General features: G+C 57.0%; 14 protein-coding genes. 6 read left to right on the top strand and 8 right to left on the bottom strand.

Annotated elements, in window-relative coordinates; all coding sequences use genetic code 11:
• The first annotated feature begins 34 nt into the window (after positions 1–34).
• Positions 35–508 (top strand): MarR family winged helix-turn-helix transcriptional regulator, encoded by a 474-nt coding sequence (locus FHS72_RS05720; RefSeq protein ID WP_183526950.1) that lies wholly within the window; start codon positions 35–37, stop codon positions 506–508.
• A gap of 20 nt (positions 509–528) precedes the next feature.
• On the opposite strand, the gene FHS72_RS05715 is transcribed toward FHS72_RS05720, so the two are convergent.
• Positions 529–1,386, bottom strand: a complete 858-nt coding sequence (locus FHS72_RS05715; RefSeq protein WP_183526947.1) for a LysR family transcriptional regulator — start codon at positions 1,384–1,386, stop codon at positions 529–531.
• Between the two features lie 180 nt (positions 1,387–1,566).
• Between FHS72_RS05715 and FHS72_RS05710 the strand changes: the two genes are divergently transcribed.
• Both FHS72_RS05710 and FHS72_RS05705 read left to right on the top strand, forming a co-directional pair.
• The gene (locus FHS72_RS05710) at positions 1,567–3,186 is read left to right on the top strand and encodes a GMC family oxidoreductase (RefSeq protein ID WP_183526944.1); all 1,620 of its coding nucleotides are present in this window, start codon (positions 1,567–1,569) and stop codon (positions 3,184–3,186) included.
• Positions 3,183–4,391 (top strand): mandelate racemase/muconate lactonizing enzyme family protein, encoded by a 1,209-nt coding sequence (locus FHS72_RS05705; protein WP_183526941.1) that lies wholly within the window; start codon positions 3,183–3,185, stop codon positions 4,389–4,391. The genes FHS72_RS05710 and FHS72_RS05705 overlap by 4 nt, the downstream gene beginning before the upstream one ends.
• Positions 4,392–4,427: 36 nt before the next feature.
• On the opposite strand, the gene FHS72_RS05700 is transcribed toward FHS72_RS05705, so the two are convergent.
• From FHS72_RS05700 to FHS72_RS05670, 7 genes are all read right to left on the bottom strand, one after another.
• Positions 4,428–5,396 (bottom strand): NAD(P)-dependent oxidoreductase, encoded by a 969-nt coding sequence (locus FHS72_RS05700; RefSeq protein WP_183526939.1) that lies wholly within the window; start codon positions 5,394–5,396, stop codon positions 4,428–4,430.
• A gap of 138 nt (positions 5,397–5,534) precedes the next feature.
• Entirely contained in the window at positions 5,535–6,548 is a 1,014-nt protein-coding gene (locus tag FHS72_RS05695) for a Gfo/Idh/MocA family protein (RefSeq protein ID WP_221235356.1), read from the bottom strand.
• A complete protein-coding gene (locus FHS72_RS05690) occupies positions 6,548–7,585 on the bottom strand; it encodes a Gfo/Idh/MocA family protein (RefSeq protein WP_183526936.1) in 1,038 nt (345 codons plus the stop codon). Before FHS72_RS05690 ends, FHS72_RS05695 begins: the two co-directional genes overlap by 1 nt.
• Positions 7,586–7,594: 9 nt before the next feature.
• Positions 7,595–9,445, bottom strand: coding sequence for a TRAP transporter large permease (locus FHS72_RS05685; RefSeq protein WP_221235355.1), 1,851 nt, complete (start codon positions 9,443–9,445; stop codon positions 7,595–7,597).
• A 60-nt stretch (positions 9,446–9,505) separates the two neighbouring features.
• The gene (locus FHS72_RS05680; RefSeq protein ID WP_183526930.1) at positions 9,506–10,531 is read right to left on the bottom strand and encodes a TRAP transporter substrate-binding protein; all 1,026 of its coding nucleotides are present in this window, start codon (positions 10,529–10,531) and stop codon (positions 9,506–9,508) included.
• A gap of 86 nt (positions 10,532–10,617) precedes the next feature.
• Positions 10,618–12,018, bottom strand: a complete 1,401-nt coding sequence (gene uxaC, locus FHS72_RS05675; protein ID WP_183526927.1) for a glucuronate isomerase — start codon at positions 12,016–12,018, stop codon at positions 10,618–10,620.
• On the bottom strand, positions 12,018–12,719 hold the full coding sequence (locus tag FHS72_RS05670) for a GntR family transcriptional regulator (protein ID WP_183526924.1): 702 nt from the start codon (positions 12,717–12,719) through the stop codon (positions 12,018–12,020). Before FHS72_RS05670 ends, uxaC begins: the two co-directional genes overlap by 1 nt.
• A gap of 114 nt (positions 12,720–12,833) precedes the next feature.
• On the opposite strand from FHS72_RS05670, the gene uxuA reads away from it, so the two are divergent.
• The 3 genes from uxuA to FHS72_RS05655 all read left to right on the top strand — a co-directional run bounded on the left by uxuA (position 12,834) and on the right by FHS72_RS05655 (position 16,879).
• Positions 12,834–14,051, top strand: coding sequence for a mannonate dehydratase (gene uxuA / locus FHS72_RS05665; RefSeq protein ID WP_183526921.1), 1,218 nt, complete (start codon positions 12,834–12,836; stop codon positions 14,049–14,051).
• A complete protein-coding gene (locus FHS72_RS05660) occupies positions 14,048–15,517 on the top strand; it encodes a mannitol dehydrogenase family protein (protein WP_246414516.1) in 1,470 nt (489 codons plus the stop codon). The genes uxuA and FHS72_RS05660 overlap by 4 nt, the downstream gene beginning before the upstream one ends.
• Positions 15,518–15,790: 273 nt before the next feature.
• Complete coding sequence (locus tag FHS72_RS05655; RefSeq protein ID WP_183526918.1) at positions 15,791–16,879, top strand: TRAP transporter substrate-binding protein; 1,089 nt, start codon at positions 15,791–15,793, stop codon at positions 16,877–16,879.
• Positions 16,880–16,912: the final 33 nt, after the last annotated feature.

The raw sequence follows: 16,912 nt of genomic DNA, 5'->3' as shown, positions 1-16,912 counted from the left end.
ACTTGAGGTTTGAGTTAGCATACTAACTATCGCCATGACAACACGCGATTTCAACATGCATTTCCTGCTCCATTCGGCGGCCTTGATCGAAGACCGGTTACGCCAACGTCTTGCTGACGTGGGGATTCCACCGCGTCAGGCGCGTATGCTGGATGCACTGGGGCGGGCGGGTACTGCATCGCAGGCGGATTTGGCGCGGGCGTTCAACATCAAACCCGCCAGCATGAGCACGATGACGACGCGCTTGATCGACGCGGGCCTGATTTCGCGCGAGGTCGATCCAAACGAAACGCGCAGCAACATCCTGAGATTAAGCGCACGCGGGCAGGGGTTATTGTCGGATATCCACACCGCGTGGCGCGATATTGATCGCTTGATCGAAGATAGGTTAGGCGCGGAAAATGCTGCGCTGCTGACCGACCTGACGCAGCAACTGCGCGACGGGCTGGGTGGGGAACCGCCAGCGAAAACGCTTGATCAATCCAGCGATGGTGGTGGGATCACGTAATCGAGCCATATGCGCGGCACCTATCCGGTGATCGTCTTAAGCCAATCATGGAAAAGCGTGATTTGTTGCCGCTTTTTCGGGTTTGGCTGAGCGACGGTATAGAAATTGTTCTGGGGTTTGAGAGCCTGTCTCAAGGGTTCGACCAGATTGCCGCGTTCGATATGCGCCATTGAAAACATCTGGTTCACGATCGCGATGCCGCGGCCGCGCGCGATGGTTTCCAGTGCCAACAGCGATGAATCGACCAGCATCCAAGGGTGCGGTGGCTGACCGTCCAATCCCAGCTTTTGAAACATCGCAGGCCAATCATTTTCAGAACCAATGATCGGTACAATATCCGCGTCTTTCAAACGTGACGGGTCACGTTGCAACAGTGCCGCGTCCTTTGGGTTGCAAACAAGCGTTGCGTCGCCTTGGGGCAGCGGCCAAATATCCTGCTCGGCCCAGTCGCCGGTGCCGTACCGGATATCGACGTCAATCGTGGTGTCGCTCATGCGATCTGACCAGATTGTCGTTGACAGGATAATCTCGATTTCAGGGTGCAACGCGCGAAATTCGTTAAGACGCGGTGCAAGAACCAGCACGCCAAACGAAATCGAGGCGCGAATGCGTAATGTCGTTTTCTGTTTTGACGCGAATAAACCGTTTGTTGCGGTTTGCAGATCAAGGAATGACGTGCGCACAGGCTGGGCGTAGGCTTGTCCGATATCAGTCAGTTCGACCCCTTTGGGCAGCCGTTTGAATAGCTTAACTTCCAACGTTTCTTCGAGCAATTTGATCTGCTGGCTCACGGCGGCGGACGTGAGGTTAAGTTCATCCGCCGCTGCTGCGAACGAACTATGACGTGCTGCAGCCTCGAAGGTGCGCAGCCAATTCATATGCGGAAGAGGTCGAATGGTGTGCGTCCTTTGGTTTTCAACGTCAATGATGCCCGCATTTCTTTTACCTATCAATCGGTGATGGGTAATTATTTGCACCCCTTAGGGGCAGTTATTGTTGTTTGTAATGCACCCGCTTGGCGCGCCAAGTTGAGAGCCAAACGAACACGGGCCAGTGTGATGCAAGTCTTGGAATTTGATTACGTGATTGTCGGGGCAGGGTCCGCAGGCTGTGTTCTTGCCAACCGTCTCAGCGAGAGCGGAAAGTACACGGTTCTTGTGTTGGAAAGTGGTGGCAGCGATGCACGGTTCTGGGTCAAAGTACCGCTTGGCTACGCGATCAACGTCACAAATCCCCTGCTGAATTGGGGATATCACACGGCACCTGATCCGGGGTTGAACGCGCGTGTGATGTCCTGGCCCAGAGGCAGGGTCGTTGGTGGGTCCAGTTCGATCAACGCGATGGCCTATGTGCGCGGGTTGCCGCATGACTTTAATGATTGGGCCAGTGCAGGTGCGCAGGGTTGGGATTGGGATGCTGTGCGTGCCGTTTATGACCGATGCGAGAGCCATGCGGATTGCACCCCGCAAGGTCTACAGATGCGGGGCGATGGCCCCGTCGTCGTGTCGGATTTATCAGACCAGATGTCCCCGTTCTCAAAGCATTTTCTCGATGCTGCGCGTGATGCTGGTCATCCCGTTATTCCCGATATGAACAACGATGTTGAAGGCGGGATCAGCTACTACCGCAGTACCGTGCGCAACGGGTTACGGTGGTCGTCTGCCGACGCCTTTCTGCGACCAGCCCAGCGTCGGGCAAACCTGCATGTCATGTGCAATGCCGACGTCGACCGCGTGACATGCGAGGACGGCACCGTCACTGGCGTTTTGTTCCATCGCGGCGGTCAACAGCGACAGGCAACAGCGCGAAGGGAAGTGATCCTCTGCGCGGGAGCTGTCAACTCGCCAAAGTTACTGCAACTGTCCGGCTTTGGCCCCGCCGACCTTTTGCGCAGTCACGGCATATCTGTGCAGCAAGACCTGCCGCAGGTCGGGCAGGGCCTGCAAGACCACCTCGCGGTGTCCTATCAATTCCTTGCCAATCAGGCGACATTGAACACTATATTTGGCCGCAGGGCTGGGCGTTTGCTGGCGGGCTTGCGTTACCTGTTGACCCGCACTGGCCCGCTTGCCGTTCCTGTGAATCAAGTTGGGGGTTTTGTCCGGTCTGATCCACGTGGCAACGTGCCAGACCTGCAGCTTTATTTTAACCCTGTGTCCTATACGATTTCCAAAACCGGTGCCGCAGTGGTGGACCATACTGCAGGTTATCAAATTTCCGCCCAACCGTGTCGCCCGAACAGCACAGGATCAATAGAGATCACCTCGACCATGCCCCAAGATGCGCCCTGTATTACGCCGCAATCGTTATCAACAGCTGAGGACCGCGTAGCGGCCGTGCGGGCTGGCAGGACGCTGCAACGCTTTGCCCAAACTGCCAGTTTGCAAGCAGTGACGGCAGCGGCAAAAGCACCGGACTTGCGGGTCATGGATGATGCGGCCTTGCTCGACGATTTTCGGCAAAGGGCCTCGACCGTTTATCATCCGTGCTGCACTTGTCGGATGGGGCATAGCAAACACGACTCCGTGTTAGACGCAAAGTTGCGTGTGCATGGGGTTTCTGGGTTACGGGTTGCAGATGCGTCTGCCTTCCCGAACATTACCTCAGGCAACACGAACGCGCCCACGATGATGTTGGCGATGCGTGCTGCTGATCTGATATTAGAGGACGCGCGATGAACCTGGAGAAATTAGAAACCTTTGTGGTCGGCAACCCACCACCGCGCCATGGCGGGCGGTATTTCATCTTTGTGCGCGTGACCACGGCCTGCGGGATCACTGGGGTTGGCGAAATCTACAACGCGACCTTTGGCCCCCAAGTTTGCTGCGCCATGGCACGCGACATGTTTGGTCGTCATTTTGACGGGGCCGATCCGCATCACATCGAATCCCTGTTCCGCAAATCCTACGGTGCGGGATTCACCCAGCGGCCCGATGTCAGCGTGATGGGCGTCTTTAGCGGGCTTGAAATGGCGTGCTGGGATATCATCGGCAAGGCCGCTGACCTACCTGTTTACGAATTGCTCGGCGGGCGTGTGCATGACCGCTTGCGCAGCTATTCCTACGTCTACCCACCGTCCGGCGACGTCTATCCTGACCCCAATACCCCCAACGCCTATAACGATTCCACAATCGCCGCAGAGGTGGCGGCAGGTATGGTGGAACAAGGGTTCACAGCCGTGAAATTCGATCCGGCAGGGCCGTTTTCGATCTACGATGGCCGCCAACCGCGCCTTGAGGATATCACCCGCAGCGTCGCATTCTGCAAAGATATCCGCGCCGCTGTCGGGGACCGTGCTGATCTTTTATTCGGCACACACGGCCAATTCACGGTCTCTGGGGCAAAGCGGCTGGCGCGTGCCCTCGAAGAATTTGACCCGTTGTGGTTCGAAGAACCTATCCCGCCAGAAAACCCGTCTGATATGGCGCAAGTTGCACATTTCACCTCGATCCCTATCGCGGCAGGCGAGCGGCTTTGCACCAAGCACGAATTTGCGCGGATGTTAGAGGTCAGCGCGGCCTCGATCCTGCAGATCAATCTCGGGCGGGTTGGCGGGCTACTTGAAGCCAAGAAAATCGCGTCGATGGCCGAAACGCGATCCGCGCAAATCGCACCGCATCTTTACTGCGGGCCTGTCGTGGCAGCAGCCAATATTCAGATCGCCACATGCAGCCCGAACTTTTTGATCCTCGAAAGTATCGGCACATTTGAAGGCCCCTACATGAACGCTGTGAAGGGCGAAATCACATGGGACCAAGGGTACATCATCCCACCAACAGCCCCCGGATTAGGACTGGAATTGGACGACGACGCAATCGCGCAAATGCCCTATACCGACGACGCGTTGCATCTCGAAATGGCGCAATATCCGGTGACGCCATAGGGCACGGTGCGGGAAATGCGTCGGGCTGAGATCGGGTCAGCCCGCAAGCACGGGTTTTGTCAGGCCTGTTGGAATGACCTCATAGCCTTGTTCTTCTGGCTCGTCGTCGATCAATTCGGCAGGAAAGCCGGGGGCGGTCACGTCCAATCCAGTCGCATCTTCAAGTCGGCGAATGATGTTGGGCGAAAGTTCCCGTTCGCCGTATTTCGCGATCCCGTCGTCGAAAATCGCGACCATCAGCGGGCTGATCTCAAGCGGGATGTTGGCGGCTTCTGCGATCTTTTGAAACAGGCCGATATCCTTTTTGACCAGATCCATCGTGAACGACACATCCCGAGATCCGTTCAAGATCAACTGGCTTTCCGTTTCATGCACAAATGACGTGCCCGAGCTGATTTTCATTGCTTCATACGTCGTATTCATGTCGATGCCAGCGGCCTTCATCGTGACCAGCGCCTCGCAACAGGTCAGTAAATTTGCGGTCGCCAGATAGTTCGTCATGACCTTCAAGGTCGATGCGGTGCCGATTTCGCCGGTATGTAAAACGCGACGGCCCAAGGTCGTGAGCATCGGCAACATGCGCTCAAACGTGGCGCGGTCAGAGCCTGCAAAGATTGAAATATTGCCGGTATCCGCGCGGTGACAACCACCCGAGACAGGACATTCAATCGCAGAACCACCTTTTTCGATCACAAGATCAGCAAGCCTTTTGACTTCGGAGGCTTCTGTCGTGGACATTTCCATCCAGATTTTGCCGTCTGTGACGAAGGGCAACATGTCATTGAGAACAACAGCGCAGGCGGCTGGAGACGGCAGGCAGGTGATCACAGCATCGCAATCACGCATCAATGCGGCAGGGTTTTCCGCAGATTTTGCGCCTTTGGCGACCATGCCCGCCACGAGGTCGGGATTAAGATCAACCACAGTCAGATCATAGCCATTGCGCAACAGGCTACCCGCGAGTTTCCCACCAACGTTGCCAAGCCCTACAAATCCGATTTTCATACGATCACGCTCCATCACATTACATGCCTTGGTTACATGCAAAAATGCTGGAACAGGTGGTTCATATAAATCAATTTATTTTGACCCTGAGGGGTGGTTTTCCTAGGGCTTGAAGGGCGTCGTAATGCTGTTTTGGCGTCAACGCTTTACATCTAGCGCCATTGCCTGTGCTTCAATCGCCAGTTCACATACGCGGAAGGTGCGTTCTTGCGGGCAGGCGGTATGGGTGCGGTCACGCATATCGTTCAGCAGATTTTTGAAATACGGCAGCTCGGCATTCGCGCAATCGATGTGCTTGCATGCGTCTTTGTTGACTAAAAACAAATGGTTGTCGCCAGGCCGTCCATCGACGTCCACGTATTTGCGCAGCTCGATGCTGCCTTCGGTGCCTGTGATGAACAAGCGCCCGTCGCCCCAGTTGGGTAGCGCGTCGGCCGTGTACCAATCGACACGGATGAAGGCTTGTGCGTTGCCGGACCGTAGCGCCAAAGTGCCGAAGTCCTCGAATTTTGGGTGCGCGGGGTTGGCGTGGTTTCCGACGGTCGCCATGGTGATTTCGGCGTCTTCGTGGCCTGTGAAATGCAGGAATTGTTCGATCTGATGCGAAGCGATATCGGTGAGGATGCCGCCGTAGGTCGCAGCGTCGAAAAACCAGTCGGGGCGGCTAGGTGCATTCAGGCGGTGGGGGCCGAGACCCGTGGTGTGGATGACTTCGCCGATGGCACCGCTGCGCACGAGGTCGGTGGCGACGGTCACGGCGGGCACTTCGAACCGTTCCGAGAAATTGACCGACCAGATACGGCCTGTCTCACGCACAGCCGCGCGCAAACGCTGCACTTCGTCCAGTGAAATGCAGCCCGGTTTATCGACCATCACGTCTTTGCCCGCGCGCATCGCTTTGATCGCCAAATCTGCGCGAAGATCGGGACGGCACGCGATCAGAACCAGCGTGATGCTTGGATCATCCAAGATGTCGTCCAAATTGTCCGCACGCGGCGCGTCGGGGAACCGCTTTATGAACCCCGCAACGGGCTGCGGATCGCCGTCAGTCCACCAGCCCGCAAGCTGTGCGCCGACGTCGATCATGCCTTGCGACATGCCGTAAATATGGCGGTGGTCCATCCCGAGAGCGGCAAAGCGAACATTCTCCATCAGACGTTTTCGACCTCTACGGTTGTTTTGGTGGCGCTTGAACGGGTCATCGCCTCGATCAGAGCATGCACGCGCAATGCTTCGCGGCCTGTGATGCTGGATTGGCGTTTGTCGTGGATTGCGCGGGCGAAATCCTCGATGACATCGCGGTGCCAATCGCACGGAAAGGCCATCGGATCAGCGCCGCCGCCTGTGCCTGACATGTCGCCTACGGATTCCGTGCGACCGTCGCGCCATGTCACCGTGAGCTGGCCGCCGTTGAGTATTGCCGTGCCTTTGGTGCCGTCGAGCACCAGTCGCTCTTGCTCGCCGGGGTAGGTGGCGGTGGTGGCCACAACCGAGCCGACCGCGCCGTTGGCAAAGACGATGCCCGCCGTGGCGAAATCTTCGGATTCCATGTCGTGCAGACGTGTCGTGGCGGTCAGGGCTTGTACCGATATAGCGGGGCCAGTGAGGCTGAGCATCAGGTCCATCACGTGGATTGCTTGCGATATCAAAACGCCGCCGCCGTCGCGTGCATAGGTGCCGCGGCCTGCAACGTCATAATAGGCCTGATCGCGCCACCACGGAATCTCGGCGCGGACGAGCCCCAGATCGCCAAGCGCGCCTTGTTCGATCAATGCACGTAACCGCAGGGATGCTTGGCGCAATCTGTGTTGGAACACGATCCCCAAGGTGATGTCGTGGGATTCGCATTCGGTGACGATGTCTTTGGCCGCTTGCAACGTGCGCTCAATGGGTTTTTCCATCAAGATATGTTTGCCCGCTGCGGCCATTTTGGTCACGATGTCTGCCCTTTGGTTGGGCGGGGTCGCGATGATAACGCCGTCGGTGTGCGGGTCGGCAGCGATTGCATCGATACTGTCGAAGACCGGAAAACCGAAACTCTCGCTGACGGCCTCTGCTTTGGCGCGGGTCCGGTTGAAGACGCCGGATACGTTCACTTTGCCACGCAGTTCAGCCAGTGCATCCAGATGCGGTTTGGTAGCCATGCCAAGGCCGATGACGGCGAGGTTGGCGATTGGTTTATCTGTCATATTGGTTCCTTAAGGCCCGAACAACTGGATCGGCAGAAGTGTGATTTGTGGGATCATAGTGACCAGCAGCAGCACGACAACCTGCGCCCCGATGAAGGGCAAGATAGCGCGGAACACCGAGGTTGACGGAGCCCCCCCGACGCGGGCTGTGGTGAACACCAGCACGCCAAGCGGTGGGGTCAATGCGCCGATCACGAGGTTCATGACGATGATAATCCCGAATTGCAGCGGGTCCACACCTGCGGCGACGACGACGGGAACAAGGATCGGCACTAGGATCACCATCGCGGCGATCATCTCGATAAACAGCCCCACGAAGATCAGCAGGAGATTGATTAGCAAGAGCAAGAAGATTTTGTTGCCTGTCAGTGCTGCAAGCCATTCCGCGATTTTTTGCGGTGTTTGCTCAAACGTCAAAATCCATGCGAAAGGCGAGGCAGCGGCGATGATGACGGCGACGGCCACGGTGTCTTCCACGGCTTCGCGGAAGGCCTCTGATAGGTTCTTGGCAGACAGGCCGCGATAGATGAACGCGCCACAGAACAGGGCAAAGACAAACGCCATCGCACCGGCCTCGGTCGCGGTAAATATCCCGAAACGCACACCGCCCACGATCATCACGGGCAGACATAGTGCAGGGGTTGCCAGCCAGAACGACTTCCATCTGTCGGAGCGGCTAGAGCGATCTTTGGTGCCGCCGTAGCCTTTGCGCACCGAAATGACCCACGCCACAAACGACAGCGCGAGGGCGACCATGATGCCCGGAACAATCGTGCCGACAAACAATGCACCAACCGACACAGAGGCCAATGCAGCGTAGATAATCAGGCCCAATCCCGGCGGGATCATGTTGGCCAAGGTTGATGAGGCGGCGGTCAATGCGCAGCTAAACGACCGACCGTACCCATGCTTGACCATTTCCGGCACAAGCAGTTTTGCGGTGGCAGATGCGTCCGCAGTGGATGATCCCGAAACGCCTGCGAGCATAACGTTTGTCACGATATTGGCCTGCGCCAAACCGCCACGGAAATGGCCAACCAGATGATAGGCCAAGTCAACGATACGCACAGTGATGCCGCCCACGTTCATCACGGCAGCGGCCAGAATGAAGAATGGAATTGCCAGCAAGGTAAAGGAATTCAACGCGCCCGACATGTTTTGCGTGACAGTGACCAGCATCAAGGGCGGCATCGGGGTGAGACCCGCAAACGATCCGATGACCAAGGCGTAAACAATCGGGACTTCGGCGAAGATCAACAGCATCGTGACGATCATCAAAATCGTGGTGCTGCTGGAACCCCCAAACAACATGCTGCCGCCTTCACGCAGGGCGTAATACAGCACGAGGCCAGCTATGAGCGATGCAAGCCCGCTCCACCAGCGATAACTCGGAATGGGGGCGGTGAGGAACAGCAGCGTCAACGCACTGCCAAAGGGCACGGCCATAAACAAGTAGCGCAAAGGCACGCGCAGGGCAGGCATGACCTGCATCGCGCGGTTCATAAAGTCGATGCCGTGGACCACCAGAACGATACAGCCAACCGCAGTCGCCACTTTAACGAAGGCGTGGTGCATGGCTTGTGATTTTGCCGACAATTGCGGCACGAATAGCGAAATAGCGATGTGGCGGTTGCGAAAGGTCAGAACTGCCATGCCAAGGAACACGGCCCAGACGAAAAAGAACTGCGCGGCTTCTTCGGGCCATGGCAGCGAGGCATTCAAAACATAGCGGCAAAACACCTGCAAAACGACAACGCCAGTCGCGCCTAACATGAGCACAACAGCCGTGTTTTCCAACAGTTTGGCAAGCAAACGGTAAGGCAGCGCAGGCGCATTATCTGTCTGGGATACGTGGTCCAAAAATTCTCTCCTCAGCGTGGTCTGCCCCATGGCGGTGCCGTGGGGCAGTCACGATTTGATTTAGCCGAGCGCGCGGATCTTCGCGATCATCGCAGCGGTTTCAGGGCTCGTCGCGCCGAACTCTTCGAAGAGGCCAGCGGATTTTGCTTCCCATTTGGCCTTTTCTTCAGCAGGGAACGGGCTGACGATACAGCCTGCGGCTTTGAGGTCTTCCAAGGCTTGATCGGCGCCTGCGCGGTTGATTGTGCGCTGCTCTTCAAAGGCTTCTTTAGCCGATGTGCGGCACAGCTCTTGCAGGTCGTCTGGCAGGCTATCGAGCCAAGCCGCGTTCATGCGGATCGCTTTTGGCAGGAACCAGTGGTACGTCGGCAAAATGTATTTCGCCTGCTCGTGCCACTTGAACCCAAGAACCGAGAAGTAATCCGAGTCCAACCCGTCGATCACGCCCGTGGACAGGGCTGAATATTGCTCGGAATAGGGAAGGGGTGTCGGGTTCGCGCCAAGCGTTTTCCAGAAATCCACCCAGATGCGGACTTCGGGTACGCGTAGCTTCACACCTTGCAGGCTTGCCAAATCCGTGACCGGTTCTTTGGTCAACAGGTGGCGGAAGCCAACCTCGCCGTAAGCGATGAATTCAACGCCAGTTTTCTCGCGTGCGATCTGGCTGATCTCTTGGCCGATGTCGCCTTGCAGAACGGCGTCAACGTGGGCTTCGTTTTTGTAGATAAAGCCCGGTGCACCTGCGGTTGCGGCGATTTCTGGCGCGATGGCTTCTTCGCTGTCGGGACCGGCTGCGGTGACTTGGATCGTACCGATACGGCTCATTTCCAACAGTTGCGCCAAACCTCCAAGTTGGCTCGCTGGGAAATGCTGCGCGTCGATGCGGCCATCGCTGCGCTCGTTCAGCATCGTCGTCCATTTGTCGAACGCATTGGTAAACGGCGACCCGATCGCTTCTGAGTGCGCGATTTTACAAACGAATTTTTCTTGCGCCCAAGCAGCACGTGTCAGTGCTGGCGTCGCAAGTGCAGCAGCCCCCAACTGCAACACACTGCGGCGTGCAAACGTAGATTTTTTAATGGTCATGTCTCTCTCCCTCGGTTTTCTCTGAGCACGGAACCCCCTGCATCAGAATTGACGTTCAACTTGCGCCGAACGAAGTCGTTAATCCCTCATAAGCGGTAGGCCTTGATCGCAAGATCGTGTGCCAAAAGTTTTGCGATATCAAAGGCTTCGTTTTCGTCTAGGCGGTGTGTGACGATCATCTCGGCAAGCCAGCCGCTATCCACTCGCCGCGCCACATCATGGCGTGCGGGGATGGAGCACAAGGCGCGGGTGTCGTCGTTGAACCCGACCGTATTATAGATGCCTGCCGTCTCCATCGCCGTCTCACGGAACCTGCGCATGCCCTCAAAGCTGTCGTGGAACCACCAAGGCGGCCCCAGCCGCAAACACGGCCAGACACCTGCCAGCGGGGCAAGTTCGCGGGCGTAAGTTGTCTCGTCCAAGGTGAACAATATCAGCGTCAAACGTGGATCCATGCCCACCGCATTCAGCAGCGGTTGTAGGGCCACAGGAAAGCTGACGGGAATTGGAATGTCGAAGCCGCGATCAGGGCCGTAGTCTTGGCGGACCTGCGCCGCATGGTTGCGCATCGAACCCGCATGAAGCTGCATGACAAGCCCGTCGTCGAGCGACATTCGTGCCATTTCAGTCAACATCTGCGCACGGAACAATTCGGCGTCGCCTGCCACCATCTTGCCAATCCGCACACGGTTATACAGCGCGTTCGCATCCGATTGCGGTAGGTCGGCGGTCAGTGGCGTCGGGTGGCCGTGATCGGTTGCCGTGGCCCCCATCGCGATAAAGGCGGCGCGACGTGCGCGGTGGGCATCAAGGTAGCCCGCGTATGTGGATGTGTCGCAACCGGACACTTCGGTCAACCGTTCCAAGTTCTGCGCGAAATTCGGTGTGTCTGGATCAATGACGGCATCGGGGCGGTAGGTCGGCACCACGCGTCCGGTCCAGTCGCTATCTCGCGCGGCTGCGTGCCATGCCAGATCGTCCAGCGCGCTGTCTGTCGTCGCGATCACTTCGATTCCAAAGCGGTCATAAAGCGCACGTGGGCTGTTGTCGGGGTTGGGCAAACGCTCTGCTATTGCGTCGTAGATGTCGTTGGCGGTGTCAGGGCCAAGCCGCTGAGTGACACCAAACAAGCGGGCTAATGCGTCGTCTACCCAAATGCGAGAGGGCGTGCCTGCAAACAGGTAGTAGTGATCTGCGAATGTCTGCCAAATTTTACGCGGATCTTTTTCGCGATCTGCGCCAATGCCAAGCGCCTCAAAGCTGACGCCCTGACTGATCATCATCCGTGTCACATAATGGTCTGGTGTCACAAACAAAGCGGCTGGATCGCTGAACGCGGGGTTCTCGCCCCACCAACGCGGATCGGTGTGTCCATGCGGCGACACGATGGGCAGGGTTTCGACTGATTTGTACAGGTCCCGTGCGAGAGTCCGTGTCGCAGGATCGGCTGGAAAAAGTCTGTCTGGATGTAAAATTCCGGCGTCCATTACGTGTCCTTCGCAATAAAAAAGTCTGGTTTAGCGGCGGCGACAGTGGGAATGTCATTCAGCACGCGGCGCAGGTGTTGGCGCATCTTCTGCTCGGCCGCATCAGCATCGCGGGCTCTGATCGCGTCGACGATCTGTGTGTGTTGTTCGACCAGGATTTCGAGCGGGAATTGACTGGCGGTCAGATGCCTGACGCGGTCCATTTGTGTGCGCAACCCGTCCAAGAAAGCCCAGCCCGCGCCTTGTCCCGCGATGACCGCAATCATCAGGTGAAACGCTTCGTCCAGCGCCATGAACGCGGGTGCGTCGCCGTCGGCGCAGTCGCGTTGCAAGATCAGATTGGCGTCCAAATCGGCCAGCATGTCGTCCGTCACGCAATCTGCGGCGACCCGCGCGATATCGGCTTCGACGGCTTCACGTACAAACTGCGCCGCCAGAACCGAGTCCATATCAATACGGCTGACAAAGCTGCCGCGCTGGGGGCGAATGTCGATCAGTCCTGCTTCGGAAAGCTTGATGAATGCTTCGCGCACGGGCTGGCGGCTGGTGTTGTAAAATGTAGCCACGTCCACTTCGGACAGGCGGGTGCCCGGCTCAAGTTCACTGCGCACAATACGGTCGCGCAGGCAGGTGAACAGCTGCGGGCTCACGGCGCGGGTTGGATCAATCGCAGTGGGTTTGGTCGTCAAGCTTTGGTTCATTTTATCCCCCCAGGTAATCGTGCAAGATATGCACCATACTAGTCAACAGCAAACTTGTATGGTAGTCATGCAGCAAGTTTTGACGCGCAGTCACAGTCTGAAAAGGGGATGCAGATGAAGCAAACTTGGCGTTGGTTTGGTCCCAAGGACCTCGTTTCCATTGATTCTATGTTGCAAGCTGGCGTCCAAGGCGTCGTCTCTGCGCTGCATCACATACCCACCGGAACTGCGTGGTCGCCCGCAGAAATCGCGCAGCGTCAGCGTGAAATTGCAACGACATCTGCGGGTGGACCGTCTGGTCTGGCGTGGGATGTTGTTGAAAGCCTGCCAGTCTCGGAAGACATCAAACGGCAGACCGGCAACTGGCGCGAACACCTCGCGGCGTGGAAGCAATCACTGCATAACCTTCATGCGGCAGGTATCGAAGTCGTCTGTTATAATTTCATGCCAGTCTTGGATTGGACCCGCACGGATCTGGCCTATGCGCTGCCAAACGGGGCGACCTGTATGCGGTTTGAACTGCCCGTTTTTGCGGCTTTTGATATTCATATCCTTGGCCGCGACGGTGCCGCGGATGACTATCCTGATGATGTTGTGGCCACTGCGAAAGACGTTTTTGCAAAGATGGACGCAAGCCAGATCGAAGGTCTGGTGCGCAATGTCGTCTTTGGTCTACCCGGTGCTGCCGAGAATTTTTCGCTCGATGATCTGCGTTATCATCTAGCCGCATATGCCCACCTAAGCGAAGACGGCTTGCGCGCCAATCTCGTTGATTTCCTATCCGAAGTTGCCCCCGTCGCCCAGTCACTTGGCATGCGGTTGTGCTGCCATCCCGACGATCCACCGACGACGTTGCTCGGCTTGCCGAGGATTATGTCAACCGAGGCGGACTATACCCACGTGTTGAATGCTGTGGATGTGATGGCGAACGGTGTGACGCTGTGCTCTGGCTCGCTGGGTGCGCGGCCTGAGAATGATCTGACGGGAATGATGGAGCGCTTGGGCGACCGCGTGCATTTCCTGCATTTGCGTAACGTGAAGCGCGAAAGCGATGCCGTGCAGACCAGTTTTTATGAGGCCGGACATTTGGAAGGTGATACCGATATGGTGACGTTGATCGCTGCCGTGCTGAAACAAGAAGCCAAGCGTCGCGCTGACGGGCGGGGTGATGCGTCTATTCCGTTCCGGCCAGATCACGGGCAAGATATTCTTGATGATCTGGGCCGCAAAGCACAACCGGGCTATCCCGCGATTGGGCGGCTCAAGGGCTTGGCGGAATTGCGCGGGATCATTACGGCGTTAACGCATACTGATGTAAGGGGCGGGCTATGAGTATGAAACGACTTGCGCATTTGGACGACATTTCTGGTGCTGCTGTACCACCTGCGTATGATCCTGCCGCGCATGGATGCGGGATTGTCCACTTGGGGTTAGGCGCATTTCACCGCGCCCATCAGGCGGCAATGACCGACGCCGCGTTGGCAGCCGACGGTGGCGATTGGCGCATCACGGGTGTCGGTCTGCGCAGCCGCACGGTGGTTGATGCGCTAGAGGAACAGAACTGTCTTTACACGCTGCTAGAACGCGACGAGGCAGGTGTGACAGGCCGCGTGATCGGGTCTATCGCAAAGGCGATTGCGGCTGATCCGGCGGCGACGCTCGCAGTCCTTTGTGCGCCAGAGACGCGGATTGTCACGTTGACCGTCACTGAAAAAGGCTACGGGATTGATCGTGCGACGGGCGGTCCGGATACTGATAATCCAGTGATTGCCGCAGATTTGGCCAATCTTGACGCGCCCAGCGGCGTGCTTGGGCTGCTGACTGTGGCGCTGTCTGAACGGCGGGCGCGGGGCTGCGATCCGTTCACCGTTTTGTGCTGCGATAATTTGCCCGACAACGGGAAATTTCTGAAAGGTGGCATCGTCGGCTTCGCGCGTCTTTATGATGCTGGCCTCGCTGACTGGATCGACGGAAACGTCGCATTTCCGTCAAGCATGGTGGACCGCATTACACCCGCGGCAAGCGATGCGACGCTGTTGGACGCGCAAAAGTTGACGGGATGCAGCGACCTGTGCGCCATTGAAACCGAGCCGTTCACCCAATGGGTGATCGAAGACAATTTCCCGCAAGGGCGTCCTGCGTGGGAACATGGCGGCGCTATCTTTGTGGATGATGTCGATAAGTTCGAGCGGATGAAACTGCGGATGCTCAACGGTGCGCATTCGATGTTGGCCTATGCGGGGTTCCTGTCGGGGCATCGCTATGTGCGGGACGTCATGGCGAACGCGGCGCTTGCCAAGGTGGTGCAGCGTCATTTGCAAGCGGCGGCACAGACGCTAGAGCCGTTACCGATGATTGATTTTGAAACCTATGCGCATGATCTAGAAGCGCGGTTCCGGAACCCTGCGATTGCCCATGAGACCTATCAGATCGCAATGGACGGTACGCAAAAACTGCCGCAACGGATTTTCGCCCCAGCGATGGATGCGATAGCTGCGGGACAAAGCTTGCGTCCGTTTGCTTTGGCCACTGCCGCTTGGATGCGGTATGCACTTGGTGTGGATGAGGCGGGCAAATCTTACGATTTACGTGATCCGCGTGAGGCTGAAATCAAGACCGTGCTGGCTGATGTGCCACGCGATGGTGAACGTATCTCGGCGGCTTTGCATGAACACCTTCAATTTGTACCAAGATCCTTGGTTGAGCATGCAGAGTGGCGCGAGACCGTCGCTGCCATTTTGGGCGACATTCTGGATAAGGGTATTGGTGCGGTCATTCTGGCTGAAAGCGACATTTGAACGGGTTTAGCTAAGAATAGGCTCGCGATTTACGTTCGTACCTGCCGATTGAACGGCGCGAAAAAGGCGTGCTCGCGCCCAAAACGTATGTCGATTGCGCGCGTCTGAAACCAGTTCGCAAGTGCGTGTTTTGGCCTGTATCAAAATCGCCCATTTAGGCCGCTAAACACCGCCAAACTGTCTGGACTTTTGAATGCTTTGCGGGTTTGTTGTGGGCTCTATTCTGGGAGGTAAATTATACCTACAGACAGATAAATCGCGAGGAGGCGACACATGGACAGACGTAAATTTATTACTCGATCAGCATTGGCAGGCACAGGGATTGCCGCACTTGCCGCGCCAGCCGTGGCACAGGGCAACATTACATGGCGCATGGTGACCACATGGCCAAAGAATTTCCCGGGTCTGGGTGTTGGCGCACAACGTCTGGCCGACCGGATCACGGCAGCATCAGGCGGTCGCCTGACTATTCAAGTCTACTCTGCTGGTGAACTCGTTCCGCCATTGCAGTCGCTTGACGCTGTGATCGACGGCTCTGCTGAAATGAGCCACGGTGCTGCATATTATTGGCAGAACAAATCCACAGCGCTGTCGTTCTTCACGGGTGTGCCATTCGGCATGACATCACGTGAATTGACAGGTTGGGTGCGCCACATGGGCGGCCAACAGCTGTGGGACGAAATCTATGACCAGTTCGGCGTGCAGGGTTTCTTGTCCGGTGATACGGGCACACAAGCTGGCGGTTGGTTCCGCAACGAGCTGACGGGTGTGGATGACGTGCAGGGCTTGCGCTTCCGTACACCTGGTCTGGGTGGTCAAGTTTGGGAGAAGCTTGGCGCAAGTGTAACGAACATGGCGGCTGGCGAGATTTTCCAAGCGCTGCAATCAGGTACGCTTGATGCTGCGGAATTTGTGGGGCCATACAACGACCTCGCACTTGGTTTCCATCAGGTTGCTAAAAACTACTACTTCCCATCTTTCGTTGAGCCGGGTCTGGCAACGGAGCTGGTTGTGGACAAAGCCAAGTATCAGGCGCTGCCAGAAGACCTTCAGGCATTGATCCGCGATATTTCTCAGGCGGAATACGATCAGGTTGCGTCCGACTTTGCGGCCAACGATCCACGCGCTTTGAAAACGCTGGTCGAAGATCACGGCGTAAACGTGCGTCAGTTCCCTGAAGAAATCATTCAGGCAGGTGCTGAAGCTGCGAAAGAAGTTCTGACTGGCCTGCGCGAGTCGAGCGATACACTGACACAGCGTACCGCCGAGAGCTTTATCGAAGCGCTCAACATCATGCGTGTACGTACTGAAGGCACTGATGGTGCGTTTGTTGAAGCACGTCGCAAGTACTTTACCATCTAATCCAGTCTCTGGATGTCGAAAGGGGCGGCCAAT

Origin of the sequence: Yoonia ponticola, from assembly GCF_014199395.1 — a bacterium.
Classification (GTDB): Bacteria; Pseudomonadota; Alphaproteobacteria; order Rhodobacterales; family Rhodobacteraceae; genus Yoonia; species Yoonia ponticola.
The sequence above is the reverse complement of the archived record's forward strand: the minus strand, read 5'-3'. Positions and strand labels throughout refer to the sequence as shown.

Coding starts and splice junctions, on each gene's coding strand:
- FHS72_RS05720 (WP_183526950.1), top strand. CDS start 35: ATGACAACACGCGATTTCAACATGCATTTCCTGCTCCATTCGGCGGCC.
- FHS72_RS05710 (WP_183526944.1), top strand. CDS start 1,567: ATGCAAGTCTTGGAATTTGATTACGTGATTGTCGGGGCAGGGTCCGCA.
- FHS72_RS05705 (WP_183526941.1), top strand. CDS start 3,183: ATGAACCTGGAGAAATTAGAAACCTTTGTGGTCGGCAACCCACCACCG.
- FHS72_RS05655 (WP_183526918.1), top strand. CDS start 15,791: ATGGACAGACGTAAATTTATTACTCGATCAGCATTGGCAGGCACAGGG.
- FHS72_RS05700 (WP_183526939.1), bottom strand. CDS start 5,396: ATGAAAATCGGATTTGTAGGGCTTGGCAACGTTGGTGGGAAACTCGCG.
- FHS72_RS05680 (WP_183526930.1), bottom strand. CDS start 10,531: ATGACCATTAAAAAATCTACGTTTGCACGCCGCAGTGTGTTGCAGTTG.
- FHS72_RS05715 (WP_183526947.1), bottom strand. CDS start 1,386: ATGAATTGGCTGCGCACCTTCGAGGCTGCAGCACGTCATAGTTCGTTC.
- FHS72_RS05660 (WP_246414516.1), top strand. CDS start 14,048: ATGAGTATGAAACGACTTGCGCATTTGGACGACATTTCTGGTGCTGCT.
- FHS72_RS05670 (WP_183526924.1), bottom strand. CDS start 12,719: ATGAACCAAAGCTTGACGACCAAACCCACTGCGATTGATCCAACCCGC.
- uxaC (WP_183526927.1), bottom strand. CDS start 12,018: ATGGACGCCGGAATTTTACATCCAGACAGACTTTTTCCAGCCGATCCT.
- FHS72_RS05695 (WP_221235356.1), bottom strand. CDS start 6,548: ATGGAGAATGTTCGCTTTGCCGCTCTCGGGATGGACCACCGCCATATT.
- uxuA (WP_183526921.1), top strand. CDS start 12,834: ATGAAGCAAACTTGGCGTTGGTTTGGTCCCAAGGACCTCGTTTCCATT.
- FHS72_RS05690 (WP_183526936.1), bottom strand. CDS start 7,585: ATGACAGATAAACCAATCGCCAACCTCGCCGTCATCGGCCTTGGCATG.